The sequence below is a fragment of the Rhizobium acaciae genome (genome assembly GCF_025941625.1).
GTDB lineage: Bacteria > Pseudomonadota > Alphaproteobacteria > Rhizobiales > Rhizobiaceae > Rhizobium > Rhizobium acaciae.
The window spans coordinates 23,188-49,461 of the sequence record NZ_JAPCZO010000022.1 but is presented as its reverse complement, the minus strand read 5'-3'; the positions used below and the strand labels follow the sequence as shown (position 1 = coordinate 49,461).

General features: G+C 62.1%; 31 protein-coding genes. 18 read left to right on the top strand and 13 right to left on the bottom strand.

All coding sequences use genetic code 11. The features are described 5' to 3' along the window. The first annotated feature begins 33 nt into the window (after window positions 1–33). From OLZ32_RS29195 to OLZ32_RS29185, 3 genes are all read left to right on the top strand, one after another. Complete coding sequence (locus OLZ32_RS29195) at window positions 34–657, top strand: TetR/AcrR family transcriptional regulator (protein ID WP_003541236.1); 624 nt, start codon at window positions 34–36, stop codon at window positions 655–657. A 111-nt stretch (window positions 658–768) separates the two neighbouring features. After that, window positions 769–1,977, top strand: a complete 1,209-nt coding sequence (locus OLZ32_RS29190; RefSeq protein WP_264398843.1) for an MFS transporter — start codon at window positions 769–771, stop codon at window positions 1,975–1,977. A 131-nt stretch (window positions 1,978–2,108) separates the two neighbouring features. Then, window positions 2,109–2,339: a DUF6429 family protein gene (locus OLZ32_RS29185; RefSeq protein WP_003541239.1), complete on the top strand. Its 231-nt coding sequence runs from the start codon at window positions 2,109–2,111 to the stop codon at window positions 2,337–2,339. 28 nt (window positions 2,340–2,367) lie between these two features. Here OLZ32_RS29185 and OLZ32_RS29180 read toward each other — a convergent pair whose 3' ends face one another. Then, window positions 2,368–2,784, bottom strand: coding sequence for a winged helix-turn-helix transcriptional regulator (locus OLZ32_RS29180; protein WP_003541241.1), 417 nt, complete (start codon window positions 2,782–2,784; stop codon window positions 2,368–2,370). A gap of 124 nt (window positions 2,785–2,908) precedes the next feature. Here OLZ32_RS29180 and OLZ32_RS29175 point away from each other — a divergent pair, with 124 nt between their 5' ends. After that, entirely contained in the window at window positions 2,909–3,796 is an 888-nt protein-coding gene (locus OLZ32_RS29175) for an SDR family oxidoreductase (protein ID WP_017988904.1), read from the top strand. Window positions 3,797–3,858: 62 nt separating this feature from the next. Here the strand turns inward: OLZ32_RS29175 and OLZ32_RS29170 are convergent, their stop codons facing one another. Continuing rightward, window positions 3,859–4,611 (bottom strand): pyridoxine 5'-phosphate synthase, encoded by a 753-nt coding sequence (locus tag OLZ32_RS29170; protein ID WP_264398842.1) that lies wholly within the window; start codon window positions 4,609–4,611, stop codon window positions 3,859–3,861. A gap of 450 nt (window positions 4,612–5,061) precedes the next feature. On the opposite strand from OLZ32_RS29170, the gene OLZ32_RS29165 reads away from it, so the two are divergent. Then, window positions 5,062–5,754: a MerR family transcriptional regulator gene (locus OLZ32_RS29165; protein ID WP_003541247.1), complete on the top strand. Its 693-nt coding sequence runs from the start codon at window positions 5,062–5,064 to the stop codon at window positions 5,752–5,754. A gap of 83 nt (window positions 5,755–5,837) precedes the next feature. On the opposite strand, the gene OLZ32_RS29160 is transcribed toward OLZ32_RS29165, so the two are convergent. Together OLZ32_RS29160 and OLZ32_RS29155 are read right to left on the bottom strand one after the other, a co-directional pair. Beyond that, window positions 5,838–6,965: an ATP-dependent DNA helicase gene (locus tag OLZ32_RS29160; RefSeq protein ID WP_003541249.1), complete on the bottom strand. Its 1,128-nt coding sequence runs from the start codon at window positions 6,963–6,965 to the stop codon at window positions 5,838–5,840. A 73-nt stretch (window positions 6,966–7,038) separates the two neighbouring features. After that, on the bottom strand, window positions 7,039–7,962 hold the full coding sequence (locus tag OLZ32_RS29155; protein WP_003541251.1) for a LysR family transcriptional regulator: 924 nt from the start codon (window positions 7,960–7,962) through the stop codon (window positions 7,039–7,041). A gap of 131 nt (window positions 7,963–8,093) precedes the next feature. On the opposite strand from OLZ32_RS29155, the gene OLZ32_RS29150 reads away from it, so the two are divergent. The 4 genes from OLZ32_RS29150 to OLZ32_RS29135 all read left to right on the top strand — a co-directional run bounded on the left by OLZ32_RS29150 (window position 8,094) and on the right by OLZ32_RS29135 (window position 11,454). Further along, complete coding sequence (locus OLZ32_RS29150) at window positions 8,094–8,573, top strand: carboxymuconolactone decarboxylase family protein (RefSeq protein ID WP_003541253.1); 480 nt, start codon at window positions 8,094–8,096, stop codon at window positions 8,571–8,573. A 68-nt stretch (window positions 8,574–8,641) separates the two neighbouring features. Further along, entirely contained in the window at window positions 8,642–9,397 is a 756-nt protein-coding gene (locus OLZ32_RS29145) for an SDR family oxidoreductase (RefSeq protein ID WP_003541255.1), read from the top strand. A 68-nt stretch (window positions 9,398–9,465) separates the two neighbouring features. Next, window positions 9,466–9,882, top strand: a complete 417-nt coding sequence (locus tag OLZ32_RS29140; RefSeq protein WP_029870331.1) for a cupin domain-containing protein — start codon at window positions 9,466–9,468, stop codon at window positions 9,880–9,882. A gap of 90 nt (window positions 9,883–9,972) precedes the next feature. Next, window positions 9,973–11,454: a mechanosensitive ion channel family protein gene (locus tag OLZ32_RS29135; RefSeq protein ID WP_264398834.1), complete on the top strand. Its 1,482-nt coding sequence runs from the start codon at window positions 9,973–9,975 to the stop codon at window positions 11,452–11,454. Between the two features lie 15 nt (window positions 11,455–11,469). On the opposite strand, the gene OLZ32_RS29130 is transcribed toward OLZ32_RS29135, so the two are convergent. Both OLZ32_RS29130 and OLZ32_RS29125 read right to left on the bottom strand, forming a co-directional pair. After that, window positions 11,470–11,958 carry an RrF2 family transcriptional regulator gene (locus OLZ32_RS29130; protein ID WP_017988907.1) on the bottom strand — a complete coding sequence of 163 codons (489 nt, stop codon included), beginning with the start codon at window positions 11,956–11,958 and terminating at the stop codon, window positions 11,470–11,472. Between the two features lie 134 nt (window positions 11,959–12,092). Then, window positions 12,093–12,668: a MarR family winged helix-turn-helix transcriptional regulator gene (locus tag OLZ32_RS29125; RefSeq protein ID WP_264398832.1), complete on the bottom strand. Its 576-nt coding sequence runs from the start codon at window positions 12,666–12,668 to the stop codon at window positions 12,093–12,095. Between the two features lie 143 nt (window positions 12,669–12,811). Here OLZ32_RS29125 and OLZ32_RS29120 point away from each other — a divergent pair, with 143 nt between their 5' ends. From OLZ32_RS29120 to OLZ32_RS29100, 5 genes are all read left to right on the top strand, one after another. Then, a complete protein-coding gene (locus tag OLZ32_RS29120) occupies window positions 12,812–13,147 on the top strand; it encodes a cupin domain-containing protein (protein WP_003541265.1) in 336 nt (111 codons plus the stop codon). 50 nt (window positions 13,148–13,197) lie between these two features. Beyond that, the gene (locus tag OLZ32_RS29115; RefSeq protein ID WP_003541266.1) at window positions 13,198–13,614 is read left to right on the top strand and encodes a VOC family protein; all 417 of its coding nucleotides are present in this window, start codon (window positions 13,198–13,200) and stop codon (window positions 13,612–13,614) included. A 156-nt stretch (window positions 13,615–13,770) separates the two neighbouring features. Beyond that, window positions 13,771–14,151 carry a COG4315 family predicted lipoprotein gene (locus tag OLZ32_RS29110; RefSeq protein ID WP_003541268.1) on the top strand — a complete coding sequence of 127 codons (381 nt, stop codon included), beginning with the start codon at window positions 13,771–13,773 and terminating at the stop codon, window positions 14,149–14,151. Between the two features lie 31 nt (window positions 14,152–14,182). Next, window positions 14,183–14,698: an RNA polymerase sigma factor gene (locus OLZ32_RS29105; RefSeq protein WP_264398829.1), complete on the top strand. Its 516-nt coding sequence runs from the start codon at window positions 14,183–14,185 to the stop codon at window positions 14,696–14,698. After that, window positions 14,695–15,477: an anti-sigma factor family protein gene (locus OLZ32_RS29100; protein WP_264398828.1), complete on the top strand. Its 783-nt coding sequence runs from the start codon at window positions 14,695–14,697 to the stop codon at window positions 15,475–15,477. The genes OLZ32_RS29105 and OLZ32_RS29100 overlap by 4 nt, the downstream gene beginning before the upstream one ends. Before the next feature lie 3 nt (window positions 15,478–15,480). Here the strand turns inward: OLZ32_RS29100 and OLZ32_RS29095 are convergent, their stop codons facing one another. From OLZ32_RS29095 to nthA, 3 genes are read right to left on the bottom strand one after another with little or no spacing between them, the layout of a single operon-like run. Beyond that, window positions 15,481–15,849, bottom strand: coding sequence for a nitrile hydratase accessory protein (locus OLZ32_RS29095; RefSeq protein ID WP_264398826.1), 369 nt, complete (start codon window positions 15,847–15,849; stop codon window positions 15,481–15,483). Continuing rightward, window positions 15,836–16,495: a nitrile hydratase subunit beta gene (nthB, locus tag OLZ32_RS29090; protein WP_017988911.1), complete on the bottom strand. Its 660-nt coding sequence runs from the start codon at window positions 16,493–16,495 to the stop codon at window positions 15,836–15,838. Before nthB ends, OLZ32_RS29095 begins: the two co-directional genes overlap by 14 nt. Continuing rightward, on the bottom strand, window positions 16,492–17,127 hold the full coding sequence (gene nthA, locus OLZ32_RS29085) for a nitrile hydratase subunit alpha (RefSeq protein WP_017988912.1): 636 nt from the start codon (window positions 17,125–17,127) through the stop codon (window positions 16,492–16,494). Before nthA ends, nthB begins: the two co-directional genes overlap by 4 nt. 97 nt (window positions 17,128–17,224) lie before the next feature. Between nthA and OLZ32_RS29080 the strand changes: the two genes are divergently transcribed. Then, window positions 17,225–18,499 carry an SDR family oxidoreductase gene (locus OLZ32_RS29080; RefSeq protein WP_264398823.1) on the top strand — a complete coding sequence of 425 codons (1,275 nt, stop codon included), beginning with the start codon at window positions 17,225–17,227 and terminating at the stop codon, window positions 18,497–18,499. Continuing rightward, entirely contained in the window at window positions 18,499–18,975 is a 477-nt protein-coding gene (locus OLZ32_RS29075; RefSeq protein ID WP_264398822.1) for a DUF2269 family protein, read from the top strand. Before OLZ32_RS29080 ends, OLZ32_RS29075 begins: the two co-directional genes overlap by 1 nt. Here OLZ32_RS29075 and OLZ32_RS29070 read toward each other — a convergent pair. Continuing rightward, on the bottom strand, window positions 18,967–19,560 hold the full coding sequence (locus OLZ32_RS29070) for a LysE family translocator (protein ID WP_003541284.1): 594 nt from the start codon (window positions 19,558–19,560) through the stop codon (window positions 18,967–18,969). The two genes, OLZ32_RS29075 and OLZ32_RS29070, sit on opposite strands and share 9 nt — an antisense overlap. Before the next feature lie 151 nt (window positions 19,561–19,711). On the opposite strand from OLZ32_RS29070, the gene OLZ32_RS29065 reads away from it, so the two are divergent. Next, window positions 19,712–20,560 carry an aldo/keto reductase gene (locus OLZ32_RS29065; protein WP_264424193.1) on the top strand — a complete coding sequence of 283 codons (849 nt, stop codon included), beginning with the start codon at window positions 19,712–19,714 and terminating at the stop codon, window positions 20,558–20,560. Between the two features lie 36 nt (window positions 20,561–20,596). Here the strand turns inward: OLZ32_RS29065 and ilvN are convergent, their stop codons facing one another. Both ilvN and OLZ32_RS29055 read right to left on the bottom strand, forming a co-directional pair. Then, entirely contained in the window at window positions 20,597–21,169 is a 573-nt protein-coding gene (ilvN, locus tag OLZ32_RS29060) for an acetolactate synthase small subunit (RefSeq protein ID WP_003541288.1), read from the bottom strand. A 22-nt stretch (window positions 21,170–21,191) separates the two neighbouring features. Then, window positions 21,192–22,982, bottom strand: coding sequence for an acetolactate synthase 3 large subunit (locus OLZ32_RS29055; RefSeq protein WP_264424191.1), 1,791 nt, complete (start codon window positions 22,980–22,982; stop codon window positions 21,192–21,194). Window positions 22,983–23,305: 323 nt separating this feature from the next. On the opposite strand from OLZ32_RS29055, the gene OLZ32_RS29050 reads away from it, so the two are divergent. Continuing rightward, entirely contained in the window at window positions 23,306–25,345 is a 2,040-nt protein-coding gene (locus OLZ32_RS29050) for an ATP-binding protein (RefSeq protein ID WP_003541292.1), read from the top strand. On the opposite strand, the gene OLZ32_RS29045 is transcribed toward OLZ32_RS29050, so the two are convergent. Further along, window positions 25,330–26,256, bottom strand: coding sequence for a dihydrodipicolinate synthase family protein (locus tag OLZ32_RS29045; RefSeq protein WP_264398803.1), 927 nt, complete (start codon window positions 26,254–26,256; stop codon window positions 25,330–25,332). The genes OLZ32_RS29050 and OLZ32_RS29045 overlap by 16 nt on opposite strands. Between the last annotated feature and the right edge of the window lie 18 nt (window positions 26,257–26,274).

Sequence of the window (26,274 nt, the reverse complement as noted above, 5' to 3'; positions counted from 1 at the left end):
ATTTGGAAACGGTCATTCCCTAATTAAGGCGCCATGACCGACGCCATCCTCACATCCGAAGCAAAGACCCGCAGCCGCGGCCGTCCACGCGAGTTCGACATGGACGTAGCACTGGATGCGGCGCTGCGCGTCTTTTCCGAACGCGGCTACCACGCCGCCGCCATCAGCGAATTGACCGAAGCAATGGGCCTTGCTTCGGGGAGCATCTATAAGGCATTCAAGGATAAGCGCGGTATCTTTCTCGCTGCTTTTGCCCATTATCGAAAACTCGGCCGACGGCGCCTGGAAGCGATGATCGCGTCTGCAAAGACGGGTCGCGAGAAGGTCTTCGAGATGGTGATGTATTATACCGAGCTCTCCTATGGCGAGGCCGGCCGCAAAGGCTGTCTCGTCGTTGGCGGCGCTAACGACTTCGCCCTGCTTGACGAGGAAGCCGCGGCCCACGTCGTGACCGCCTTTGCCGCGGACGAAAAGCTGATGGCCGATCTCATCCGCATCGGCCAGGCAGACGGCACCATTCCGAAGACGGTAGACCCGGATGCCGCCGCCCTCGCCTTCCTCTGCTTTACCAAGGGCCTGCGCGTCATCGGCAAAACAGGACGCAGCAGGGAAGAGATGCTGTCCGCGGCCGAGGCCGCGATGAAGCTCGTGACCTGAAAAGTCCGCACCATGGACGAGAGAAATACCGGCATTCGGTCAAGGATCGGGTGGCCGCTGCCAGCATTTTTTACATTCAATTCTTTCAATCTTTGAATACCGGAGCTTCTGATGAGCATTTCAGCCACCACGCCGGATGAGGCCATTCCCCGGGCGCTATCCCCCTGGCTCACCTTCCTTTTCGCCGCCGCCTGCGGGCTGGTGGCCGCCAATCTCTATTACGGCCAGCCGCTCGCCGGCCCGATCAGCGCCGATCTCGGCTTCACGCCTGCCGCCACCGGCCTGATCGTCACGCTGACACAGATCGGCTACGGCCTCGGCCTGCTGCTGATCGTGCCGCTCGGCGACCTCACCGAAAACCGCCGTCTGGTGCTGATGCTTATCGCTGTCTCCGCCGTTGCGCTCATCGGCGCGGCGCTGTCTTCGACGCCCACAACCTTCCTCGTCGCCTCGCTCTCTATCGGTCTTTCATCGGTCGCAGTTCAGGTCCTGGTTCCCTTTGCCGCCCACATGGCGCCTGATGCCACCCGTGGCCAGGTCGTCGGCAACGTCATGAGCGGCCTGCTCTGCGGCATCATGCTCGCCCGCCCCTTCGCAAGCTTCGTCGCCGAGGCCTCTTCCTGGCATGTGGTCTACTACGTCACTGCTGGCGTCATGCTCGTGCTCGCCGTCGTGCTCCGCGCTAACCTGCCGGTCCGCCGGCCGACGACCAGGCTACGCTACGGCGAACTGCTCGCCTCCATGGGCCACCTGGCACTGACCTCGCGGGTGCTGCAGCGCCGGGCGCTCTATCAGGCCGGCATGTTCGGCGCCTTCAGCCTGTTCTGGACGACGACGCCGCTGCTGCTCGCGAGTCCCGCCTTCGGTCTGACACAGAACGGCATCGCCCTCTTCGCGCTTGCCGGTGCAGCTGGCGCCATCGCCTCGCCGATCGCCGGCCGGCTTGCCGATCGCGGGATGACGAAGATCGCCTCGACGCTTGCCATGCTGCTCGGCATGGCCGCCTTCCTGATCAGCCATTTCGCCGGCGACGGCTCGCTTAGCGCGTTGCTGCTCTTGACGGCAGCGGCGATCCTTCTCGATTTCGGCGTGACGACCAATCTCGTCTGCGGCCAGCGCGCCATCTATGCGCTGAACCCGGAACACCGCAGCCGGCTCAACGGCCTGTTCATGGCGACCTTCTTTGCCGGCGGCGCGCTGGGCTCAGCACTCGGCGGCTGGGCCTATGCGACCGGCGGCTGGACGATGACGGCCTGGATCGGTTTCTGCTTCCCGGCGCTGGCCTTCCTGCTGTTCCTGACGGAAGGACGCGGCAAGTAAGGCGCCATCAATCCAGGATCAAACGTCTAAAACCTTGACTGAGCCAACTTATAGATGCCCACATTCAGGAAGCAGCGTATGCATCCTTTTGAGAGTTGCAGAAGTTTCGCCTTTTTGCACGGGATTCCGACATGGAGATAGACGAAGAGAAAATCGACGATGCTGTGCTCGCTTTGTTATGGCTGACGCTGCATGACGGAGACCGTGCCTGGAAGGGTTTTGACTGGAGCGTGATGGACCGTTTGCATCAGAAGGGTCTGATTGCAAATCCCGCAGGCAAGGCCAAGTCTGTCGTTCTGAGCGACGAAGGTTTGAGACGATCGGAGGAACTGTTCCGCGCTCTGTTTATGCGATCGACGTGATGGTCGCTCCTCCGATTTATCAGCGGCACTAGCTGTTGTGAGAATCGAACTGAGAACGGGCGGCGCGAACGGCATCATGGTTCGCTTCTGCCCAGTTCAGAAGCTGCGACAGCGGCTGGTAGAGCGAACGTCCAAGTTCGGTCATCGAATATTCGACGCTCGGCGGCTTGGTCGGGAAGACCTCGCGGTCGATATAACCATCCCTTTGCAGGTCGCGCAGCGTCTGCGTCAGCATGCGCTGCGAAATATCGGGGATCATCCGCCGCAGTTCGCCGAAGCGATAAGGCCGATCCGCCAGCACCTCAAGCAGCAGCGTCGACCATTTGCCGCCGATCTGCTGCATCATGTCCCTGACCGGGCAATTGCCGAAATCCAGGCCGGCGAGATCGATCTCGCGCCGCGCCCCCGGCATCCTGTTCTTCAGACTGACGACCGCGCCACTCATCGGCTGGTTCCCTTTTGGTAACGTAGAGCTGAAAAACTGCCTCCTTTACACCGCCAAGTCAATTCCTATTCTAGCGTTACTCTCTTTTCGAGACCACCTGCACAAACACAGAAGGAAACGACGTATGAGCGAAATCATCCTGGTCACCGGCGCTGCCGGGCAACTCGGCCAGCGTGTCATCCATCACCTCATCGAGACCTACAAGGTCGCCCCCGGCAACATCGTCGCGGCGACGCGCAGCCCCGAAAAGCTCTCCGAACTCGAAAAGAAAGGCGTCGTCACCCGCAAGGCCGATTTCGATGACGCGGCAGGCCTGGAGAAGGCTTTCGCCGGCGTCGACCGGTTGTTGATCATCAGCACCGATGCGCTGGATACTCCCGGCAAACGCCTCGCCCAGCACAAGGGCGCCGTCGCGGCGGCGGTCAAATCAGGTGTCAAGCACATCGCCTATACCTCGATGCCGGCGCCGGACAATTCGCTCGTCACCTTCGCGCCCGATCATCTCGGCAGCGAAAACGCCATCAAGGCAAGCGGCATCGCCCATACGATCATCCGCGATGCCTGGTATCACGACAATTACCTGCACGGCATGCCGCACAATCTGCAGGGCGGCAAATGGTACAGCGCCACGGGCGACGGCAAGATCTCGACCATCTCGCGTGACGACTGCGCCCTGGCGATCGCCGCAGCCCTTGCCTCCGGCACATCCGAGAGCGCCACCTATACGGTGACTGGCACCAATTCGCTGAACAGCCGGCAGATTGCCGCCATCGTTTCCGACGTCGCCGGCAAGCCGCTCGAAGTGATCGACGTCACCGACGAACAGCTCGGCCAGGGCATGCGCGGCGCCGGACTTCCCGGTTTCGTCGCCGATATGCTGGTTTCTGCCGACGCCAACACCCGCGCCGGCAAGTTCGACATCGTCACCGAAGACTTCACCAAGCTGACCGGCAAACAGCCGCAGCCGCTGAAAGATTTCTTCCTCGAACACAAGGCGGCCCTGACCGCCTGAGGCAGCATAAGGTCGTCTGGAAAGCTCGCCTCGCACATCACGGGGCGGGCTTTCTTCAATGATCAGATCGTCTGCCCACAGGCCCGGCAGAAGCGCCGCACCGTTTCCGCCATGCCATATTCCAGCGCATCGGCGGTCAGGCCGTGGCCGATCGAGACCTCGGCAAGCTGGGGAATGCGCCTGACCAGCGCCGGCAGATTTTCGACCGTCAGGTCATGGCCGGCATTGACGGCGACACCGATCGCAAGGGCCGCATCCGCCGTCCGTCCGAGCGCTTCGAGGATCGGGGGCGCCCGTTCCGGCGCGTCGTAGCAGTCGCCATAGGGGCCGGTATAGAGTTCGATCCGATCGGCGCCAACCGCCTTGGCGATCTCAACCGCCTGTGCGTCCCCGTCACCATCGGCAAACAGCGACACCCGGCATCCCATCGTCTTCAGCCGCGCGACGGCATCGGTCAGGAACGCTTGGTGCTTGCGGAAATCCCAGCCGTGATCGGAGGTCGCCTGCGCGGGATCGTCGGGCACCAGCGTCACCTGCTCGGGTGCCGCCCCGGCGCAAAGCTCGAAAAATTCTTCGGTCGGATAACCCTCGATATTGAACTCGGCCTTGGGAAATTCGTCATCGATCAGGTTTCGGATGACAGGCAGGTCGGAAAAGCGGATGTGCCGCTGGTCTGGGCGCGGATGCACCGTCAGCCCGCTCGCACCGGATTTCAGCGCGATACGCCCGAGCGCTTCGACGCTCGGCCAGGGCAGGTCGCGCCGGTTGCGCAGCATGGCGACGGCGTTGAGGTTCACGGAGAGCTTGGCGGGCATGGCGAGATCCATCGGTCACGGAAATGGGAGGCCTGCTTTTAAGCCAAGTGCTCCGCGATGGCCAACGAGATTCACAAATGGATGCGATGCCAATCGCTGATGGGCGCCGAAATTACGCTGAGCATTTGCCGCACGCGTACCGCAGATAGTAAATCCCATCACCTTTGAAGAGGACCGCGAGATCCCGCAGTGCAGCAGATGTTTTTGTGCAACACACCCAAGAACCCGGCAAAATATGCCGGTAAAGTTGCTATCCCATTTAAAAGAGATTATTTTTAGCACTTATAAAAAAGATCGTTCACGCATAACGTGGAGATCGTATCGCGTAGTGTACGCCGCGTACTGCTTCTTTCCCAATGAGAAGAACGCCTAGAGGAAACCCCACTCGCCGCGCATGGGAAGCAACTGGCAAAACCGCATGAGGTGCAACAACATGCCCCAGGAGGGTTCATGCCAGACGGTTCCAAACGCCTGTTTGCCACCGCCGGTATCGCTTCGGAGGCCCGGTCGAAATACCGGTTCCTGCCTTCGGCCGCGCTACCGCCGGATCTACCAGACGGTCCGGTGCCCATTGCCGACATGGCAAACGCATTCGGCGTCACGCACAGGACACTGCATTTCTATGAAGAGAAAGGGTTGATTTCAGCCAACCGCATCGGCCTGATGCGGGTCTACGGCCAGGACGACGTGATGCGCATGGCCGTCATTACAGTCTGCCGCGAAACCGGCATGCCGATTGCCGTCATCCAGGAACTGATGGACGAACTCCGCAACGCCGATTCGCAGGAAACGGCCGAGGCGATGTTCCGCGAGGCCTTGCAGGTGCGCAAGCGCGAACTGACGGCTGAGATGTCGACCCTGCACCGCCAACTCCAGCAGGTCGGCGACCTCCTGGACTACGACGGCAGCATGGAGGAGCCGCCGTTAAACGACAATCAGGACAGTGCAAGCCTGACCCCGCAGGAGCGGCGTTGCCTGGAACTGATGGCCGAGGGTTATTCCACCCAGCGCATCGCCCGGGCGCTCGACCTGAAGCATGACGAAACCCGCGACCTGGAGGCAGGAATTATCCTGAAATTCCGCGCCAACAACCGCTTCCAGGCCATCGCCAAGGCAGTTCTGCTCGGCATCGTGCAGGCCTGAATCACGCCCCCTGACGGCCGCCACCGTCTCCTCTTTCTTTAGTCCGATCAGCAGAAGCGAGCTGCTCGCGAGTGCGACTGGGATCAGCGGACGATTGTCAGCGTCTCCGCCGCGCGCGTGATCGCGGTATAGAGCCAGCGTTCCCGCGTATCGCGAAATGCCCAGCTCTCGTCGAACAGCACGACATCATTCCATTGCGAACCCTGCGCCTTGTGAACGGTCAGCGCATAGCCATAGTCGAACTCGTCGTAGCGTTTGCGGGTGTTCCAGGGGATCTCGCCCTCGACATCCTCGAAGGCCTGCTTCAGCAGCTTGATCTTGGCTGCTCCCCGGTCCATGTCGTCATCCTCTGGCCGGACGAGCAGATTGATGCCGGGCTTCGTCGTTTCCTTAGACGAGGTCATCACCTGCCAGAGCGAGCCGTTGAGCAGGCCCTTGGCCGGATCGTTCCTGAGGCAGACGAGCTTGTCGCCGGTCTGCGGATAATCGGCATTGAAGCCTTTCAACTCGCGCAGGCGCTGATTGTAGCGCCGCCGCGTGCGATTGGTGCCGACGAGCACCTGATCGGCATCGAGCACCAACTGCTGCGTCACCTCGTTCTTCGAGATCACCTTGGCCGTGCCGTAATCGCCGTACATCACCTCATTGCCTTCGCGCACCTGCATGGCGAGCTTGATGATCGGATTGTCGCGCGCCTGCCGGTGGATATCGGTGAGCAGGTAGTCCGGATCCTGATTGGTGAAGTAGCCGCCGCCTGTGACCGGCGGCAGCTGGCCGGGATCGCCGAGCACCAGGATCGGCGTGCCGAAGCTCATCAGATCCTTGCCGAGAGCCTCGTCCACCATCGAGCATTCGTCCACGATGATCAGTGCTGCCTTCGCGACCGGGCTTTGCCGGTTGATCGAAAACATCGGTGCGATCGAGGTCTTGCCTGTTTCCTCGTCTTCCACCGCCTCCTCGCCGCGCGGCCGGTAGATCAGCGAGTGGATCGTCCGGGCGTTGGAGGCGCCGCGCGAGCGCAGCACCTGCGCCGCCTTGCCGGTGAAGGCGGCAAACAGCACGTCGCCATCGACATTTTCGGCAAAATGCTTGGCAAGCGTCGTCTTTCCCGTTCCGGCATAGCCGAACAGGCGAAAGAGCGGCGAGCGCCCTTCCTTCAGCCATTTCGAAACAGCCTTCAGGGCTTCATCTTGTTGCGGCGCAAATTGCATGATCGCAGGACTTGGCAGGATTCGCGGGATTTAGGCAAGGCGGAAAACGGCAAATCGCCCGGCCGGACGATCATCAGTTCCACTGTCGGTCCGCGCCGCCGGCGCACATCGACGGGTCCCGCCCCATAGCCTCGGTGAGAAAATCCAGAACCGTCTTGACGCGCAGCGGCATGTTGCGTCGCGAGGGATAGACGACGGTCACCGGCAGCCGGCTCGGCTGGAAATCCTTCATCACGGGGACCAGCCGACCGGCGGCGATATCGGGCATCGCGATGATGTGCGAAAGCACCGCAAGACCCGCTCCAGCAAGGGCTGCCCGGTGAATGGCGACGGCATTGCAGGCGGTCAGCCGCGGTGAGATCCGCACCGATATGTCTTCCGAACCGTTCGAGAAGGACCAGCTACTGGCCTCACCTCCCCTATTATAGCACAGGCATTCATGGTCCTTGATCTCCTTCGGTGCGCGGGGAGCCGCCCTGCGCGCGAGATAGGCGGGAGATGCAACGAGGAAGGCGGTCGTCCAGCCGATCCGCCGGCAGACGAGGCTGCTGTCGGCGACCTGGCCCAAGCGCACTTCGAGATCCAGGCGCTCCTCGATCATATCCGAGCCCTGCTCCCTGAAGATGAGTTCAACGGAGAGCTTTGGATGGGCGGCGAGAAGATCGCCGAGCCGCTCGCTGAGATAGAGGCCGAGTGGTGCTGGAACGCTGAGCCTGACCTTTCCCGAGGCCATGGCTCCGTCCGAGCCGGCCGCATCGCCGAGCTCCTCAACCGCTTCGAGAATCCGCAGCGCCATCGGCAGCATCCGCTCCCCCTCTACCGTCAGCGACAGGCCGCTCGTCGTGCGATGCAGGAGGCGGGTGTTGAAGTGGCCTTCGAGGGCGGCGACCTGTCGCGAGACCGCCGGCTGCGTCACGTCGAGATCATGCGCCGCCGCCGAAAACGAACCCGTCTCCACGACGCGCTGAAAGGTCCGCAATGCCGAAACGATATCCATCCCCTTCCCCTCATACTTTTGCGCATAGGCCTTATGCAGCCAGACTAAGCGAGAATGGCTTTACAGTCCAGCAATTAAGGATATCTTTTATCCATAAGGATATCTAATATCCTTAATTAAAGGAGAGACACATGACCCAGCGACTGAACTACGCCCAACAGTCCCCCGAGCTTTTCAAGAAATTCATGGAATTCAGCATGGCGCTGAAGAGCAGCGTGATCGACGAGAAGCTGCAGGCCCTCGTCGAGGTCCGCGCTTCGCAGATCAATGGATGCGGCTTTTGCCTGGATATGCATGTGAAGCAGGCCAAGATCCTCGGCGAGACGGAACTGCGGCTCTACCACGTCGCCATCTGGCGGGAATCGAACCTGTTCATCCCCCGGGAGCGCGCAGCCCTTGCCTGGACCGAAGCACTGACGAAGCTTCCCGAGGGCGGCGTTCCCGACGAGATTTACGAACGGGTGCGCGGCCAGCTTTCCGAGAAGGAGATCTCGGATCTGACTTTCGTCGTCATGGCGATCAACGCCTGGAACCGCGTCAATGTCGGCTTCAAGACCGTGCCCGGCACGGCCGACAAGGCCTACGGCCTCGATAAGGCTGGCCTGAACTAAACCGCGCAATTCATTGAGAAGATTCACCTTTGACGCCGCCGCACCACGGCAGCGAACGGAGATCCATTATGAAAATCGTTGTCATCGGCGGAACCGGCCTTATCGGTTCGAAGACTGTCGAACGCCTGCGCAAACGCGGCCATGAAGTGATCGCCGCCTCGCCGAACTCAGGCGTCAACACGATCACGGGAGAAGGACTGGCGGAGGCGCTCTCGGGCGCCGAAGTCGTGCTCGACCTCGCCAACTCGCCGTCCTTCGAGGATAAGGCCGTGCTCGAATTTTTCGAGACCTCGGGCCGCAATCTTCTCGCCGCCGAAAAACTCGCCGGCGTCAAGCACCATATCGCCCTCTCCGTCGTCGGCACCGAGCGTCTGCAGGAAAGCGGCTATTTCCGCGGCAAGCTTGCCCAGGAAAAACTGATCAAGGCATCGGGAATTCCCTACACCATCGTCCATTCGACGCAGTTCATGGAATTCCTCGGTGGCATCGCTCAATCGGGAACGGTCGGCCAGACGGTCCACCTGTCGCCGGCCTACGTGCAGCCGATTGCTTCCGACGACGTGGCGGACGCCATGGCGGACGTGGCCCTCTCTGCTCCCGCCAACGCGACGCTCGAGATCGCTGGTCCGGAAAGGGCGCGCCTCAGCGAGCTCGTCGCCCGCTATCTGAAGGCCATGAAAGACCCGCGCACCACCGAGGCTGATGTCGAGGCGAGATATTTCGGCGCAAGACTGAACGACCAATCGCTCGTTTCCGACGACAATCCGCGGCTTGGTTCGATCACCTTCGAGCAGTGGTTCGCAAAGTCCGCCCAGCCGACATGATTGACGTGCCCTCAAGACGCGGCCGCTCGGGCGCGTCTTCCCCCGACCCAGCAACCATGGAGATTCCGATGATCAGAACATTTTTCCTCGCCGCCGCCCTCGCCTTTCCGGCTGCCACCGGCGTCAGCGCCCATGACAGCAGCGAGTCTGCGAAAGTGACACTCGTCTATGAGCACGAGCTTCCGAACGTGCCGGGCAAGAGCATCAAGGGCGTGCTGGTCGAATACGGCCCGGGCGGCTTCTCCGAAGGCCACACTCATCCCGACACGGCCTTCATCTACGCCACCGTGCTTGAAGGAGCGATCCGCAGCCAGGTCAATGACGGCCCGGTCAAGGTCTATCATGCCGGAGAGAGCTTCTCCGAGATGCCGGGTGACCGTCATGGCGTCAGTGCCAACGACAGCGAGACCAAGCCCGCCCGCCTGCTCGCCGTCTTCGTCGTCGACACCAACCAGAAAGAGCTGACCTACCCGCTCAAGAAGTGACGATCGACCTATGCTGCCCGCCCGGGCCTCATGCTTGCGCGGGCGGCCGAGATGCTGAATCATACGCGGCCCGCACCCGGAGACAGAGAGATGATTAACGACGCCCTCTTCGGCAAGCCTCTGATATCCCTGATAACAGTCGGATTCGCCGGGATCATCGTCTGGCACCTTCTCTCCCGCCATCGGCCGACGACGCGGCTGGTGGTGCAGATCCTCTTCTTTGCGGTAATGACGCTGATCCTCGTCGGCAGCGGCATCGAACCCCACCGGTTTCAAGGATATGAGTCCGAGGATCCGCAGGCCCTGCTCGTCATCGTCGCGAAAACCCTCTGGTGGATCCATCTGGCATGGGCCGTCATCGGTTTCATCAGGCTCTATCTGGTGCTGGAGGGCAGTCCGCGAGAGGCCCGCCTGCTCCAGGATCTGGTCATCGGCGTCGTCTATATCGGCATGGCCCTGTCGGTTCTGGCCTTCGTCTTCGGCGTGCCGATCGGAACCCTCGTTGCCACCTCGGGCGTGGTCGCCATCATTCTCGGCTTGGCGCTGCAGAACACGCTCGCTGACGTCTTCTCCGGCATCGCCCTGACACTCGGACGGCCATACATCATCGGCGACTGGATCCTTCTCAGCGACGGCACGGAGGGGCGCGTCGTCGAAAGCAATTGGCGCGCGACACACATCCTAACCAGTGCCAACAATGTCGTCGTTCTGCCGAACAGTTTTCTGGCAAAGCTCGGCCTGACCAATGTCAGCCGGCCGGACGAGAGCCATCTCCTGATCCTCACCATCCGCATCGCCCCGACGCGCATGCCGGCATCGGTCCGCCACGTTATGGCAACGGCTCTTACGAGCTGCAATTCGATCGTGCGCGAGCCGCCGCCGGTCGTGGCACTCAAGGGGCTGGATGCCACGGCGCTTGAGGTCGAGCTGCAGTTTCGGGTGACGAGCCCGAGCCAGCGGGTGCCGGCGCGGAACGAGGTGCTCGATCTCGTCTATCGCCATTGCAAATCCGCCGGCCTGCTGCTGGCCATTCCGCCGTCGGCGACGGTGCTGACCGCCGATCTGCCGACGGAAGAAAGCGCAAAGCCGCCGAGCGTAACGCCGCTTGCCCTGATCGAGGCCATTCCGGTCTTTACGACGCTGACATCAGATGAAAAGCGCAGGCTCGCCGAAACCACGACTGTCCGGGAGTTCCGCAAAGGCGATGTGATCGTGCGGGAGGACGAAATGCTCCCCTCACTGATGATGGTGCGCGCCGGCATCATCGCGGCGCGGAACGCAGGCGAGGAACGCGGACGGCTCGCGCCGGGCGACTTTTTTGGAGAGACCGGACTGCTCGCCGGCATGCAGGAAGTCTGCACCCTGGAAGCTCTGACCCCCGTGACCGCCTATGAGATCGATCAAGAGGCCTTCGCGCCGCTCTTAAGCGAACGCCCGGCGCTGGCGGAAGAAATAGCCGACCACCTCGCCAGCCGGGCCGAGCGTTTCCGCAACGGCGCCTCCCTGGCCCCGGAACATGCCCGCAGCGCCCATGTCATCCTGAAGACCATCAGAACCATCTTCAAGGCATAGAGATCGGCACCCCGCTCAGCCGGCGCGCTTGAGCACCCATTCGAATGTGCTCCGCCAAATGTCGGCCGGCACTTCCTCGGACAAGGTGCCGACCAGATCGGAAAGCCGGACGCGCCTCAGCGTATCCCGCCAGGCCTCGTCGGCCTCCCACATGACGCGCGCGACTGCGCATGGCTTGCTGTCGCAATATCCTTCCGGCCGGCAGGGATTGTTCGCCCGGATGTTCGTACAGGTGAAGCTGCGGGCCTTCCCCTCGACCGCCTCGACGATCTCGAGAAAGTTGATATCCGAGGGGGTCTTGGCAAGCCTGTAGCCGCCACTTGGACCGAGCGTGGTCTCGACCAGCGATGCCTGCGAAAGGCTCTGGAGCGCCTTGGAGAGATATTCCTTCGGCAGACCATGAAGCTCGGCGAGCGCCTTGGTGGAAAGATACCTGCCCTCTGGCAGGCCCGCGAGAATGGCGCAGCAGTGAAGCGCCCACTCGACCTGGCTTTTCAGGATCATTCAGCAACTCGTCTGATGGCTGGCTCTGCCAATGGAATTAAGGACATATCATATCCGAAAACCGACGCGATGTAAATGCGCTGCAAAAGCAGCGTGTTGCTGCCTCAACGGCGATGCGGGACTCCGATCTCCCTTCAGTCCGCTTTCTCGTCCTCTCCTCGCGCCTGCTCATTTTCAATTCCGGCGATCAGCTTGCGCAGCAGCACCGCGAGCGCCTCGCGCTCCTTTCCGTCAAGAGCCTGCAGAAAAGAAGCTTCGCTCGCCATGTCGGTGCGGAAGGCCTTTTCGGCGAGTGCCGCACCCGCCTCGCTCAATGCCACCAGCACACTGCGCCCGTCACGTGGCGATTTCTCCCGGCGGATCAGGCCCGCCTTCTCCAGCCGGTCGAGCCGGTGGGTCAGGCCTCCCGAGGAAATCATCAGCGCCGAATACATCTCCGTCGGGGTCATCAGGTAAGGCGCTCCGGAACGGCGAAGCGTTGCGATGACGTCGAACTCGCCGCGGTCGATGCCAAAATCGGCAAATGTCGCCTCAATGCTGGGACGCACCAAGTTCGACAGCCGGAAGGCCCGCCCCAGGATCGCCATCGGCTCGGTGTCGAGGTCGGGCAGTTCCAGCGCCCATTGCCGGCGCAGCCGGTCGACGTGGTCCTCGCCGGGGCGGTCCTCGTCCCCGAGGCGGTCACCGTCCCCTTTAGTTCCATTCATCATTCTCTGCCTCATATCACCACAAGCGAGACATACACCTTCTATCCGAGTCACGGAAGATATCTTGACAGGAAGATAGTTTTGGGAATATATCTTCTCGCGAAGATAGTTTTAAGTTCACAGATGGCACCAGCAGGAGGCACGTGATGTTCAGGATTCTTCGCCACCAGGAACCGCGACCCGATCAGAGCCGCACGGTCCGCTTCGAAGGCCGCGACCATGGCGGCGAGATATCGCTTTTCCTGGTCGACAATGAGCCTGGCCAAGGGCCTGACCTGCATGTCCACCCCTATTCCGAAACGTGGGCCGTCAGGAAAGGCGAAGCCGAATTCACGATGGGCGACGCCAAGACCCGCGCCTTTCCCGGCGATATCGTCGTCGTGGCCGCCAACATTCCCCACCGCTTCGAGAATGTCGGCACCGGACGGCTCGAAGTCGTCTGCATTCATGCCAGTGACACGATCGTACAGGAGTTTGTGTGAGGCAAAGCCGCCGGGAAGGCAAAGCTCGGAAGACAAAGAGGAGAACTGCAATGCCCAAGATGATCTTCGTGAACCTGCCGGTGAAAGACCTTGCCGCTGCGACCCGCTTCTATGAAGCGATCGGTTGCAGCAAGAACGAACAGTTCAGCGATCACCAGGCGTCGAACATGGTTTGGTCCGACGCCATCTTCTTCCACCTGCTGACGCGCGATTTCTTCGCGACCTTCACGCCGAAGCCCGTTGCCGAAGCGCAGAAGGCGAGCGAAATGCTGATCGCCCTGACGATGGACAGCCGTGAAGAGGTGGACGCTATCGTCGAGGCAGCCGCAGCCGCCGGGGGCAAAGCCGATCCGCGCCCGCTGACGGACATGGGTTGGCTCTACAACCGTGCCTTCGAAGATCCCGATGGCCATATATTCGAAGCGGTCTGGGTCGATATGGCGGCGGCGACTGCCACCGGAACATAGCCGGTAAGGCGCCCGACACGAAGTGCGCGGGCGAAACGGGCTTCGGCCCTCCTCGCCCGCCACGAAAACTTTTGCTGCGCCTGGAATAAAACCACCGCGCCTCGTGTCTCATCTCAGGTAGCGCAAGATTGCGTGCCCAATCTGAGGAGAGACATCATGAAAACCGTGAAATTCCTGTCCGTCGTGGCGGCCGCCGCCCTTGCCGCGACCGCTGCTTTCGCCGCTGCTCCCGTCAAGGAAGTCGAATCCGCCAAGGGCAAGGTTCTTGCCGGCGAAAACGGCATGACGCTCTACACCTTCAAGAAAGACGTCAAGGGCGTTTCCAATTGCAACGACGATTGCGCCAAGAACTGGCCGCCGCTGATGGCCGCTGGCGATGCCAAGGCCGATGGTGCATATTCGATCATCGATCGCAAAGATGGCACGAAGCAATGGGCCAAGGACGGCATGCCGCTCTATTTCTGGGTCAAGGACACGAAGATGGGCGACATTACCGGCGATGGCGTCGGCGGCAACTGGGATCTCGCCAAACCTTGATTGCAGGGGCCCTGATGACAAGAGAGCCGGCGTGAAAACACCCGCACCCGAAACCTTCGAGGGCCAGATCCTGGCCCTCCTGCCCTCGCTCAGGCGCTATTCGCGCAGCCTGACGCGCTCGGATGCCGATGGCGAGGACCTGCTCCAGGATTGTGTCGAAAAGGTTCTCACGCGCCGCGGCCAATGGCGCGGCCTCAACCTGCGCGGCTGGGTCCTGACCATCATGACCAATCTCTACCGCAACGGCCGGCGCGGCAAGACGCGCGACAGCCTCGTCGAACTCGACGCCGCAGTTGACCTGGCCGCGCCTGAAGTGCCGGCCGATCCGCAGGAGCGCGCGCGGCTGGACGATGCGCTGAACAGCCTTTCGGAGGAATACCGCGCCGTGCTGATGCTTGTCGTTATTGAGGGATACACCTACAGCGAGGTCGCAGCCGCGCTCGATATCCCCATCGGCACCGTCATGTCCCGCCTGTCACGCGCCCGCCAGCGTGTCGCCGAGCGGCTGAAAGCCGACAATATCATTACGCTTCGGAGACCGAAATGAACGAGACCAATCCGAGCGTCACCGAAGCCGACCTTCACGCCTATGCCGACGGCCAACTGCCGGAAACGGCACGCGCCCGCATCGATGCCTTCCTGGCAGACAATCCCGACGAGGCGGCGATGGTCGCCGAATGGCAGGCGCAGAATACAGGCATCCGATCGCTGTTTGCAGGCTATGAAAAAACAAAGGAAACCGACGCTCTCCTGGTTTCGCCGCCGCGCGGCATCTCTTCCGGGCGGAAACGTGCGGCGATCGCCGCAGCCGCCCTCCTCGTCTTCGCGCTCGGCGCCGTCAGCGGCCATTATGGTCCGGCCCTTCTGGAAAAACCGGAGCTGCAGCTTGCCGGCTCCGAAACCCTGCCGAAACAGGCCCAGACCGCCTTCACGGTCTATGCCGCCGAGGTTCGCCATCCCGTCGAGGTCTTCGCAAACGAGGAGGTCCACCTCGCCACCTGGCTCGGCAAGCGCCTGGCAATCCAGAACCTCAAGATCCCGAACCTGCAGCCGCTCGGCTTCAAGCTGGTCGGCGGCCGCCTGCTGCCGGTCGACGGCAGGCCGGGCGCCATGTTCATGTATGAAAACCAGGCCGGCGAGCGCCTAACCGTCATGGTCGGCCGCAACACGGAGAACCGCACGACGAGCTTCCGCTTCGCCTCATCAGGCAATCTCGAAACCTTCTACTGGATCGACGGCGAACTCGGTTACGCCGTCACTGGCGAAATCTCCCGCGAGACGCTGCGGGAGGTAGCTGAGGAGTGCTACCGACAATTCCCGTCGTGAGAATCAGCGCAAGGGATCGTTGCCAAGCTCGATCGGCCGTCCGTGCGGCGTCGCTTCCGCCGCCCGCTGCCAGCTCTGCTGCAATACCAGGATCGTTTCCGCATCGGCGATTCCGTTGTCGACGATGAGGTCGGAGAGTGCCGCCACCCAGCAGTCGAAATAGTCGCTGCCATCTTCGGCCCGGCCAGGCTTGTGCAATTGCGCGGAAAGCGTTTCAGCCCATTGGCTCCAGCTGAACAGGCCTTTTGCGTGCAGGTGCACGGTCATGGCGAAAGCTTCGGCCGCCCATGGCTCGGGAAAAACCGGCTCGCCCTCCGGTGACCTCGGCAGGTTGGGCGATTGCGTCAACGGCGACATTTCATGCCGGCTCAAGATAGCTCTCCCAGGCATCGATCGACACGGTCAGCGTGGGATCTGCATCTCCGCCCCAAATCTCCGCGCCATCGAAAACGACCGTATAGAGCCATTGCGGGTTCTCGCCGTTGCCATGGGCATTGTCGTCGGGAAAGACGAACGAACCCTGCACCGCCTCGACCATTCCGGTCCTGGCGCGGGCATACCGCGGCAGGCGCGTATGTGTGACCGGATTGAAATTCTTCGTCTTCACCGTCTCACCGACCACGAAGAGTGGTGCTGTCCCGACAGGACGATCGCAAGGGCCACCTTTCGCCAGAACGCCGGATACCATCTCCGCTTTCAGCACGCGTTTTGGAACCGCTCCCGCCTGCTGCGCATGGCCGGACATCAATTCCGCGCGCGTCGCAAAGCCGTGCCGTTCAAGCAGCATGTCGATGCCGCGGATCCAGATTTCGTAGTAGCTGGCAGCGAGATAATCGGCCGGCGGAATATTCTCGCGCGCATGCCGACTTTCGTCGATCGTCCATGCGCCGAAAGCGCCGCAGGAAAGTGTGATGCCGAGCGCCCGCTTTTCCCATTCGGCATGGAAATAGGGCTCGTTCTGTTCGGGCGCGACAGGTCCGAGGCCCATCTGCCCACCGAGATCATGCGGTCCGTTCATGTGGCGCTCTCCGGCCTGCGGGCAACCGCCGTGCCGATCATCGCATCGCGGCTCACGAGATCCGCAAGCGACTGCTCGTCCATTCCTTCCGTGCCTTCGGGCCGCTCGGGAATGACGAGGTAGCGCAGCTCCGCCGTTGAATCCCACACGCGGATCTTCTTGTCCTCCGGCAGCGTCAGCTCAAATTCGGCCAGCACGCCGCGCGGATCGATGACGGCGCGCGAGCGATAGGCCGGCGCCTTGTACCAGACCGGCGGCAGGCCGAGCACCGACCAGGGATAACAAGAGCAGAGCGTGCAGACGACAAGGTTATGGGTCTCGGCCGTGTTGAAGACGGCGCGCATGTGCTCGCCCTGCCGGCCGGTGTAACCGAGGCTGGCGATGGCCGCCGTCGCGTCGCGCTTTAGCCAGTCGGCAAAATCGGCATCGCTCCAGGCCTTGGCGACGACATGCGCGCCGTTTCTCGGTCCCACCTTCGTCTCATAGGTCTCGACGATCGCGTCGATCGCCGCCGGATCGATCAGCCCCTTCTCCGTCAGCAGCGTTTCCAGCGCCTTCACGCGCGCCTGCATGTCGGAATAATGATTGTCATGATCGTGCCCGTGAGCATGGTCGTCGTCATGGTCGTGCAAGGCGAAGCCCTCCCGAAACTGCCCGCTATTTCTAACATATGCCGCAGGCTCGCCAAGCCCTTCTATGTCTCATGCGCTTTTCCGCTAATCTCCTGCCATGAACATTCTGATTCTCGGCGCAACCGGCTTCATAGGCTCCGTCGTCGCGGCCCGGCTGGTCGCCGACGGCCACGCCGTGACTGGGCTCGGCCGTAATCCCACGCATGCACGCCTGAAACATCAGGCGATCGACTGGCAGCGCGCGGATCTCTCGCGCATGACAAAACCAGCGGATTGGGACGAGATCCTCAAGGACCTGCATGTCGTCGTCAATTGCGCCGGCGCCCTGCAGGACGGCCTGTCGGATGATCTGTCGGCTACCCAGGCAGAGGCGATGCTGGCGCTCTATTCCGCAGCAAAACGTTCGTCGCGCCCGCTGATCGTGCAGATATCGGCAAGGACGGCGGGAGCCGCTGGCGATCTTCCCTTCCTCGCCACCAAGCGGCGGGCCGATGAGGCGCTGGCGGCAAGCGGCCTACCTTACCTCATCCTGCGCCCTGCCCTCGTTCTCGGCCGCAATGCCCATGGCGGTTCGGCGCTGCTGCGGACGCTTGCCGCCTTTCCCTGCATATTGCCGCTGGTCCATGCCAAAAGTCCGGTCGAAACACTTTCGGTGGACGATGTGGCGGAAGCCGTGTCGCGGGCGGTCTCCGGCGGCATCTCCGGCGATATCGATCTTGCCGCCAACGAAGTTCTGACGCTCGCCGATCTCGTCCGCCTTCACCGCCAATGGCTCGGCCTGCCGCCCGCCCGTGTGTTCTCTCTTCCCGGCTGGCTTGCCGGCCCGGTGACGTGGCTGGCCGATCTATCAGGACTGCTCGGCTGGCGTTCGCCGCTGCGCTCGACGGCGATGACTGTCATGTCCGAAGGCGTGCGGAGCTCGAAAACAGGGAGCGGTCTTGCTACGACACCCGCGGCAGCGACGCTCTCGGCCAATCCGTCCGGCGTACAGGATCTCTGGTTTGCCAGGCTCTATCTCCTGAAGCCGCTAGCCATATCGGGCCTATCCGTTTTCTGGCTGCTCTCAGGTTTGATCCCGCTGCTGGCGCTGGAGAAGACGTCCGCTCACTTCCTGCCGTTCATGCCTGAGGCCGCAGCAACGGCACTGACGCTTGCAACCTGCCTGACCGACATCGCTCTCGGGGCCGCCGTCCTCCTTCGCCCGCTGGCAAAACGTGCCCTTCTCGGCATGCTGGCCGTGTCGTTCGCCTATCTTGCCGGTGCCAGCCTGCTCGAACCCGCGCTCTGGCTCGATCCGCTCGGTCCCCTCGTCAAGGTGCTGCCATCGATCCTGCTGACGCTCGTCGCCCTTGCCATCCTGGATGAACGTTGATGCTTGAGGAATGGCTGCTGCTTGCCCATGTCATCGGTGCGACCGTGCTCTTCGGCACCGGCGCCGGCATCGCCTTCTTCATGGTGATGGCGCACCGGACACGCGATCCCAAGCTGATTGCCCATGTCGCCGGCACGGTTGTCATCGCCGACACCCTCTTCACCGCCACCGCTGCTATTCTCCAGCCGGTGACTGGCTATCTGCTGGCCCGGTCGATCGGTTGGGAACTGTCGGAGGGATGGATTGCGCTGTCGCTGCTGCTTTATGTCGTGACCGGCCTGTTCTGGCTGCCAGTCGTCTGGATCCAGATCCGGCTACGCGATCTCGCCCGCGCCGCAGCATCGGCGGGAAAAGCCCTGCCGCCGGCCTATTTCAGCCTTTATCGCATCTGGTTCGCCTGCGGTTTTCCGGCCTTCTTCGCCGTCATCGGCATTCTCTGGCTAATGCTTATGAAGCCGGCAATCACTCTATTTTAGCATCGGCCAGAGGCTTAGCACCAACAGCACCGCCATGCTGATATTGAACCATTTCAGCCGCACCGGATCGGAAAGCCATTCCCTCAGCGCCGAGCCGAAGCCGGCCCAGGTCGAAACGCTGGGCACATTGACTGCCGCAAAAGCGAGACCGACGATCAGCACGCTCACCAGGTAGAGTTGCGGATTGGTATAGGTCGCCATCGCGGTGACCGCCATCACCCAGGCTTTCGGGTTGACCCACTGGAAGGCCGCCGCCGCGAAAAAGGACATCGGCTCGACGCCGCTCCTGCCTTCGTTGAGCGAGCGCGACGAGCCGATCTTCCAGGCGATCCAGACGAGATAGGCGCCGCCCGCAAATTTCAGCGCCGTATAGACCACGGGCACCGTGTGCAGCAGCGCGCCTAGCCCCAGGCCGACGCCGATCAGCAGCGAGAAGAAACCCACGCCGATGCCGAACATATGCGGGATCGTCCTGCGGAAGCCGAAATTCACGCCCGATGCAAAGAGCATCATATTGTTCGGCCCCGGCGTGATCGAGGTCGTGAAGGCGAAGAGAACGAGGGCGAGAAATGTATCCAGCGGCATGCGACCTCCCGAAGCCAGCTTTTCTGCGGCCTGTTTATTTAGGTCAGTATAACTGTCCTAAACCGCCGCTGCCATTACATCATTGTCATGGTGACAGGATTGCTTGAAAGATGGCGACCCGGCCCAATCTCCTGTCGAAGGGATAGAAACCATGCAGGACGACGCGATTCCATCAATCAGATTCCCTAATGGCACTGAGGTGCCGGCGCTCGGCCAGGGCACCTGGGCCATGGGCGAGGATGCCGGCCATGCCAAGGCCGAGATCGAAAGCCTCAAGGCCGGCATCGATCTCGGCATGACGCTGATCGACACCGCCGAAATGTACGGCGACGGTGGCGCCGAAGAGATCGTCGGCCAGGCGATCAGCGGCCGGCGCGACGAGGTCTTCATCGTCAGCAAGGTCTATCCCTGGAATGCCAGCCTGAAAGGCACGATCGAGGCCTGCGAGCGCAGTCTCCAACGGCTCCGCGCCGACCGCATCGATCTCTATCTGCTGCACCGGCGCGGCAATTATCCGCTCGCGGAAACCGTCGCCGCCTTCGAAACACTGAAGGCATCCGGCAAGATCGGCGCCTGGGGCGTCTCCAACTTCGACACCGACGACATGGAAGAACTGCTCAAGGTACCCGATGGCGCCAATGTCGCAGCCAATCAGGTACTCTACAATCTCTCCCGCCGCGGCATCGAATTCGACCTGCTGCCCCGGTGCCAGAGCCGCAAGATCCCCGTCATGGCCTATTCGCCGATCGAACAGGGCCACATCCTGCACAATCCCGAACTGATCCGCATCGCCAAGGCCTATCAGGCGACACCGGCCCAACTGGCGCTCGCCTTCCTGCTGGAACGCGACGGCGTCATCGTCATTCCGAAGACCTCGAATGCCGAACGCGCAACCGAAAACCGCGACTGCGTCTCGCTCGACATCACCGACGACGACTGGCAGGCGCTGGACGCCGCCTTTCCGCCGCCGACAAAGAAAAAGCCGCTGGAAATGCTCTGATCTCCAGCGGCTTTCAACACCGTTGCGGTGCCGGGTTTACATCCCCTGCACGCCGCGATTCATCGCCGCAATGCCGGTACGGCACACCTCGATGAGGCCGAGCGGCTTCATGATCGCCACGAACTGATCGATCTTCGACGATTTGCCGGTGATCTCCAGAATGAAGTGACCGACGGTCGCATCCACTACCTTGGCATGAAAGGCATCGGCAAGACGCAGGGTCTCGGCGCGCATCTCCCCCTCGCCGATCACCTTGATCAGCGCCACTTCGCGCTCGATCGGGCGATCCTGGCCGAGTTCGCGGGCGCGCACTGTCAGGTCGACGACGCGATGCACCGGCACGATGCGCTCGAGCTGCGCCTTGATCTGCTCCAGCACCTGCGGCGTGCCGCGTGTGACGACCGTGATGCGGGAAAGATGCGCCTGATGCTCGGTCTCGGAGACCGTCAGGCTCTCGATATTGTAGCCGCGGCCGGAGAACAGACCGATGACCCGGGCAAGAACGCCCGGTTCGTTGTCGACGAGAACCGAAAGCGTGTGGCTTTCGACGGCCGCCGTCTCCGGCGAAATGAAGTAAGCGGAGCCCGTGGGCTGTAGGTGAGCGTTCATTATCCTGGTTCCTCTTCCCTTTTTAGACGAGCGCGCGGCCCTTGGCGTCGATCGCATTGGCGACCGCTTCGTCGGTGGCTTCGTCCGGCAGCAGCATTTCGTTATGGGCCTTGCCCGAGGGAATCATCGGGAAGCAATTGGCGAGATTGGCGACGCGGCAATCGAAGATGACAGGCTTTCTGACCTCGATCATCTCCAGAATGGTATCATCAAGCGCATCCGGCTTTTCGCAGCGCAGGCCGACGGCGCCATAGGCTTCCGCCAGCTTGACGAAGTCGGGCATCGCTTCGGTATAGGAGTTCGACAGGCGGTTGCCGTGCAGCAACTGCTGCCACTGGCGCACCATGCCCATATACTGGTTGTTCATGATGAAGATCTTGATCGGCGCATCGTGCTGGATTGCTGCCGACATTTCCTGGATACACATTTGGATCGAGGCGTCGCCGGCAATGTCGATGACGAGGCTGTCTGGATGGGCGATCTGCACGCCGAGCGCGGCCGGCAGGCCGTAGCCCATCGTGCCGAGGCCGCCCGAGGTCATCCAGCGGTTCGGCTGCTCGAAACCGAAAAACTGCGCCGCCCACATCTGGTGCTGGCCAACCTCGGTGGTGATGTAGGTATCGCGGTCCTTGGTATGAGCGAAGAGCCGCTCCAGCGCATATTGCGGCATGATGACGTCATTGCTCTTCGTATAGGCGAAGGAGTTGCGTGCCCGCCAGCGGGCGATATCGGTCCACCAGTCATCGAGGCGGCCCTTTTCCGGCTTCTTCGGCAGCGCCCGCCACAGGCGGACCATATCTTCGAGGACATGGCCAACATCGCCGCGGATGCCGATATCGACACGGACGTTCTTGTTGATCGAGGACGGATCGATGTCGATATGGATCTTCTTCGAGTTCGGCGAAAAGGCATTGAGACGGCCGGTGATGCGGTCGTCGAAACGGGCGCCGATGCAGACCATGACGTCGCAGTCGTGCATCGCCATGTTGGCCTCGTAGGAGCCGTGCATGCCGAGCATCTTCAGCCAGTTCTTGCCCGAAGCGGGATAGGCGCCGAGGCCCATCAGCGTCGAGGTGATCGGGAAATCGGTGAGTTCGACCAGCTCGCGCAGCAGCTTGGAAGCCTCGAGGCCGGAATTGACGACGCCGCCGCCGGAATAGATGACGGGACGGCGCGCATTCGCCATCAGCTCGATCGCTGCATGGATCTGGTTGAGGTCGCCCTGCACCTTCGGCTGATAGCTCTTCTGGATCGAGTAATCCGCCGGCGGCGTGTAGGTGCCGGTCGCAAACTGCACGTCCTTCGGAATATCGACGACGACAGGGCCCGGACGGCCGGACTGGGCGATGCGGAAGGCCTCGTGAATGACGGCGGCGAGTTCGTTGACGTCCTTGACCAGCCAGTTGTGCTTGGTGCAGGGCCGGGTAATGCCGACCGTGTCGCATTCCTGGAAGGCGTCGGAGCCGATCAGCGAGGTCGGAACCTGGCCGGTCAGGCAGACGAGCGGGATCGAATCCATCAGCGCGTCCTGCAGCGGCGTGACCGCATTGGTGGCGCCCGGGCCCGAAGTCACCAGCATGACGCCGACCTTGCCGGTGGAGCGGGCATAACCTTCGGCCGCATGGCCTGCCCCCTGCTCGTGGCGGACGAGGATGTGCTTGACATCCTCCTGCTGGAAGATCTCGTCATAGATCGGCAGGACGGCGCCGCCGGGATAGCCGAAGATATGTTCGACACCGTTGTCCTTCAGCGCCTTGAGAACGATCTCCGCTCCCGTCATCCGATTGCCTGCCGCCTGATTGTCCGTGCTCATCTGTCTGTTCCGTTTGATGCTGGGATTGCGTTTGTGGCCGGAAGCCCGAATTTCGGGCATAAAAAAAGGCCCCTGAGGAGCCTGTCATCTAGCGCATGGGTGGCTATCGCCGGATGGCTACACCATCCTGCCCATGCGCTTTCCCACCACGATAAGAGCCGTTGCGATTTTCATGGTCGGAAGTGATAGACAGAAAATTTCGCAGCGTCAACGCATGCCGCAATAAAAAACTGCCAGCCTCCCCCAGACCGGGAAATCCATGGGCGGAAGGATTTGTTAAAGGAAGGGCTATATTCTCTCTTCCCATTGCAGGAGTAGGCCCTTTGCTTAACAACGACTTGCACGCGTCTGGTAAGGCGGGTGAACAGGATCGCCGCGATGGCCATACACCGGGGAACCGCTTTCTCGGCCGCGTCGTTGCATGCAGCGGGTCGCGGGCGACCATCGCCGCCGTCGCCGAACAGGGCGGCACCGATCTTACGGAACTGTGGTCCGTGGGCCGGCTGATTTCGATCAGCGTCGGCCGCAACCGCGTCGTCGCGCTCGTCTATCAGATGAACACCGGCAGTCATGCCTGGGGCGAAGGCGAAGACAATACGTTCAGGATCGAGACCGAGCTGCTTGGCGAAGTCCGTGTCGACGAGGACGGGCGCGAGGAATTCTCGACCGGCATCTCGCGTTATCCCTATCTCGGCGCCATCGCCCACCGCATCCGATCCGCCGACCTGATGCGCATCTACGATGCCGGCGAAGGTACGACCGCCGTCATCGGCAAGCTGACGCAGGACGAAAGCATCGATGCGGCGATCCACATCCCCTCGATGCTCTCCAAGCATTTCGCCGTCGTCGGCTCCACCGGTGTCGGCAAGTCGACGGCCGTGTCGCTGCTGCTGCACAAGGCGATCGCGGCGGATCCGAAGCTGCGCGTCCTGATCCTCGATCCGCATAACGAATTCGCCGCCGCATTTCCTCAGCACGCCGTCACCATCGATACCGATACGCTCGACCTGCCCTTCTGGCTAATGCGGCTGGAGGAGTTCGCCGAAGTCGTCTTTCGCGGCCGCCCGCCGGTGCCCGAAGAACTCGACATGTTGCGCGATATCCTGCCGGAAGCCAAGCGCGCCTTCCGCGGCAGCGACAATTCGCTGGTGCGCCGCACGACGGAAAAAAGCTCGATTACCGCCGACACGCCGGTTCCCTACCGCATGGCCGATCTGCTGGCGCTGATCGACGAGCGCATCGGCCGCCTGGAAGGCCGCTCGGAAAAGCCCTTCCTGCGGTCGCTGAAGATGCGCCTCATCGCTGCGATCAACGATCCGCGCTATCACTTCATGTTCTCCAACAACACGATCAGCGACACGATCACCGAAACCATCGCGCAGATCTTTCGAATCCCCGGCGAGAACCGGCCGATCTGCACCTTCCAGCTTGCCGGCATTCCCTCCGAGGTCGTCAATTCTGTCGCCTCCGTACTCTGCCGCATGGCCTTCGAGGTGGCGCTGTGGAGCGACGGCGCCATCCACATGCTCGTCGTCTGCGAGGAAGCTCACCGTTATATCCCCTCCGATCCGAGCCTCGGCTTCGTGCCGACGCGCCAGGCGATCGCCCGCATCGCCAAGGAGGGCCGCAAATACGGCGTCTCGCTCGGCATCATCACCCAGCGACCGGGCGAGCTCGACCAGACGATCCTGTCGCAATGTTCGACACTCTTTGCCATGCGCCTTGCCAACGACCGAGACCAGGAAATCATCCGCTCGGCCATTCCGAACTCGTCGATCTCGACGACGAGCTTCATCTCCTCGATCGGCAATGGCGAAGCGATCGCCTTCGGCGAGGCGATCAGCGTGCCGATGCGCATGCGTTTTTCCCGCGTCGACGAAAAGCTCCTGCCGAAGGCGAGCAGCGCCAACAGCAAGAACAGCGAAGAAGATCCGGATACGGTCGATCTGCGCAAGATCGTCACCCGCATGCGGGCGGTGACCGTCGGACCCGACATTTCGAATTTCCAGCAGAGCTATGCCGCGTCCGTGGCAGACTTCGACGAGGCTGATCCAGCCGACGAAGATCTCGACGCGAGGCCCTACGCGCCGCCCGCCTCTGCCGCCGCGCCGCCCGCCTCCGCACCGCTCGAATCCTACCGCCGCGAACTGCTGCCGCAGACACCGCGGCTGGACCCGGCTACGTCACCCGCGATCGATCCCCGGCTGGATGCGCTCCGCCGCGAGATGCGTCGCGACGAGCCGGTCTTTCCCCGGCCGGCACCGCCGGCGGACCAGCCCGCCGTCTCCCGCCGGGAGCCCGGCACATCGCTGCGCGAAAGCATCCTGAAAAAACCGCTGAGCAGCCTCTACAACAAGGATTGAGGCTTCACCTCGTTCTCCAATGCGATCAGAGGCTCGACGGCGTCGAGCACCCGCTGCCGGTCCATCGGCCCGAGTGGCAAAAGAGGGCGTGGAAGCTCTGCCCTGGCGAGTGAGAGGAGGTCGACCAGCGTGTAGACCACGCGAAGGCTTCCGAACGCCTTGAACGTTTGCCACAGCGGATCGAGAAGACCATCGAGCCGACGCACTTCACCGTCTTCGCCTGCAATCGCGGCCCTGGTCAGGGCAAGGGCGACGCGCGGAAACACGCCGCCGATGACGCTGTACCAGGCGTCGGCACCTGAAAGCAGCGCTTCGGCCGCGCCCCAGTCGCCGCTGTAGCCGATCGCAAGCCTGGTCTTCTCTCGCAATGCCGCCAGCTCGCCTGCGAAATCGCCGTCAGCAGGCAGAGGCATCTTCACGGCCCTGATCGTCTCGATATCGGACAGGCGCTGCAGAAGATCCCGGCTGAAGGTGAAGTGGGTCGTGCCGGGATTGTTGTAGATACAAAGCGGCAGCTTCGCCGCCTCGGTGACCGCCAGGAAATGCTGATAGACCTCTTCCTGAGAGAGCGGCGTGTAGGATACCGGCGCAAGCAGAAGCGCATCTGCACCAGCGGCCTCGGCATCCCTCGCCAGGCTCCGGGCATGGTCTGTCCTCAGAGCACCGACGCCGACGACGAGGGGAATACGACCGCGAACGCACTCGACCGCAGCCTCGACGGCTCGCCGTCGCTCCTCGCGTGTGAGAAAGGCGTAGATCCCGGTGCTGCCGAGAAGGCCTATCGAAGCCACGCCTGCATCACACAGGCGTTCCAGCAGGTGGCCGAGGGCTTCGGTGTCGACCCGGCCATCCCTATCGGCGGGCGTGGGCGGAAAGGCCGAAAGACCATGAAACGGAGAAGCGACAGACATGATGCGATCCTGAAAATC

Bases quoted from the DNA above. Each gene is read 5' to 3' on its own strand.
- OLZ32_RS29195 (WP_003541236.1), top strand. From the start codon at position 34: ATGACCGACGCCATCCTCACATCCGAAGCAAAGACCCGCAGCCGCGGC.
- OLZ32_RS29190 (WP_264398843.1), top strand. From the start codon at position 769: ATGAGCATTTCAGCCACCACGCCGGATGAGGCCATTCCCCGGGCGCTA.
- OLZ32_RS29185 (WP_003541239.1), top strand. From the start codon at position 2,109: ATGGAGATAGACGAAGAGAAAATCGACGATGCTGTGCTCGCTTTGTTA.
- OLZ32_RS29180 (WP_003541241.1), bottom strand. From the start codon at position 2,784: ATGAGTGGCGCGGTCGTCAGTCTGAAGAACAGGATGCCGGGGGCGCGG.
- OLZ32_RS29175 (WP_017988904.1), top strand. From the start codon at position 2,909: ATGAGCGAAATCATCCTGGTCACCGGCGCTGCCGGGCAACTCGGCCAG.
- OLZ32_RS29170 (WP_264398842.1), bottom strand. From the start codon at position 4,611: ATGCCCGCCAAGCTCTCCGTGAACCTCAACGCCGTCGCCATGCTGCGC.
- OLZ32_RS29165 (WP_003541247.1), top strand. From the start codon at position 5,062: ATGCCAGACGGTTCCAAACGCCTGTTTGCCACCGCCGGTATCGCTTCG.
- OLZ32_RS29160 (WP_003541249.1), bottom strand. From the start codon at position 6,965: ATGCAATTTGCGCCGCAACAAGATGAAGCCCTGAAGGCTGTTTCGAAA.
- OLZ32_RS29155 (WP_003541251.1), bottom strand. From the start codon at position 7,962: ATGGATATCGTTTCGGCATTGCGGACCTTTCAGCGCGTCGTGGAGACG.
- OLZ32_RS29150 (WP_003541253.1), top strand. From the start codon at position 8,094: ATGACCCAGCGACTGAACTACGCCCAACAGTCCCCCGAGCTTTTCAAG.
- OLZ32_RS29145 (WP_003541255.1), top strand. From the start codon at position 8,642: ATGAAAATCGTTGTCATCGGCGGAACCGGCCTTATCGGTTCGAAGACT.
- OLZ32_RS29140 (WP_029870331.1), top strand. From the start codon at position 9,466: ATGATCAGAACATTTTTCCTCGCCGCCGCCCTCGCCTTTCCGGCTGCC.
- OLZ32_RS29135 (WP_264398834.1), top strand. From the start codon at position 9,973: ATGATTAACGACGCCCTCTTCGGCAAGCCTCTGATATCCCTGATAACA.
- OLZ32_RS29130 (WP_017988907.1), bottom strand. From the start codon at position 11,958: ATGATCCTGAAAAGCCAGGTCGAGTGGGCGCTTCACTGCTGCGCCATT.
- OLZ32_RS29125 (WP_264398832.1), bottom strand. From the start codon at position 12,668: ATGATGAATGGAACTAAAGGGGACGGTGACCGCCTCGGGGACGAGGAC.
- OLZ32_RS29120 (WP_003541265.1), top strand. From the start codon at position 12,812: ATGTTCAGGATTCTTCGCCACCAGGAACCGCGACCCGATCAGAGCCGC.
- OLZ32_RS29115 (WP_003541266.1), top strand. From the start codon at position 13,198: ATGCCCAAGATGATCTTCGTGAACCTGCCGGTGAAAGACCTTGCCGCT.
- OLZ32_RS29110 (WP_003541268.1), top strand. From the start codon at position 13,771: ATGAAAACCGTGAAATTCCTGTCCGTCGTGGCGGCCGCCGCCCTTGCC.
- OLZ32_RS29100 (WP_264398828.1), top strand. From the start codon at position 14,695: ATGAACGAGACCAATCCGAGCGTCACCGAAGCCGACCTTCACGCCTAT.
- nthB (WP_017988911.1), bottom strand. From the start codon at position 16,495: ATGAACGGACCGCATGATCTCGGTGGGCAGATGGGCCTCGGACCTGTC.
- OLZ32_RS29080 (WP_264398823.1), top strand. From the start codon at position 17,225: ATGAACATTCTGATTCTCGGCGCAACCGGCTTCATAGGCTCCGTCGTC.
- OLZ32_RS29075 (WP_264398822.1), top strand. From the start codon at position 18,499: ATGCTTGAGGAATGGCTGCTGCTTGCCCATGTCATCGGTGCGACCGTG.
- OLZ32_RS29070 (WP_003541284.1), bottom strand. From the start codon at position 19,560: ATGCCGCTGGATACATTTCTCGCCCTCGTTCTCTTCGCCTTCACGACC.
- OLZ32_RS29065 (WP_264424193.1), top strand. From the start codon at position 19,712: ATGCAGGACGACGCGATTCCATCAATCAGATTCCCTAATGGCACTGAG.
- ilvN (WP_003541288.1), bottom strand. From the start codon at position 21,169: ATGAACGCTCACCTACAGCCCACGGGCTCCGCTTACTTCATTTCGCCG.
- OLZ32_RS29055 (WP_264424191.1), bottom strand. From the start codon at position 22,982: ATGAGCACGGACAATCAGGCGGCAGGCAATCGGATGACGGGAGCGGAG.
- OLZ32_RS29045 (WP_264398803.1), bottom strand. From the start codon at position 26,256: ATGTCTGTCGCTTCTCCGTTTCATGGTCTTTCGGCCTTTCCGCCCACG.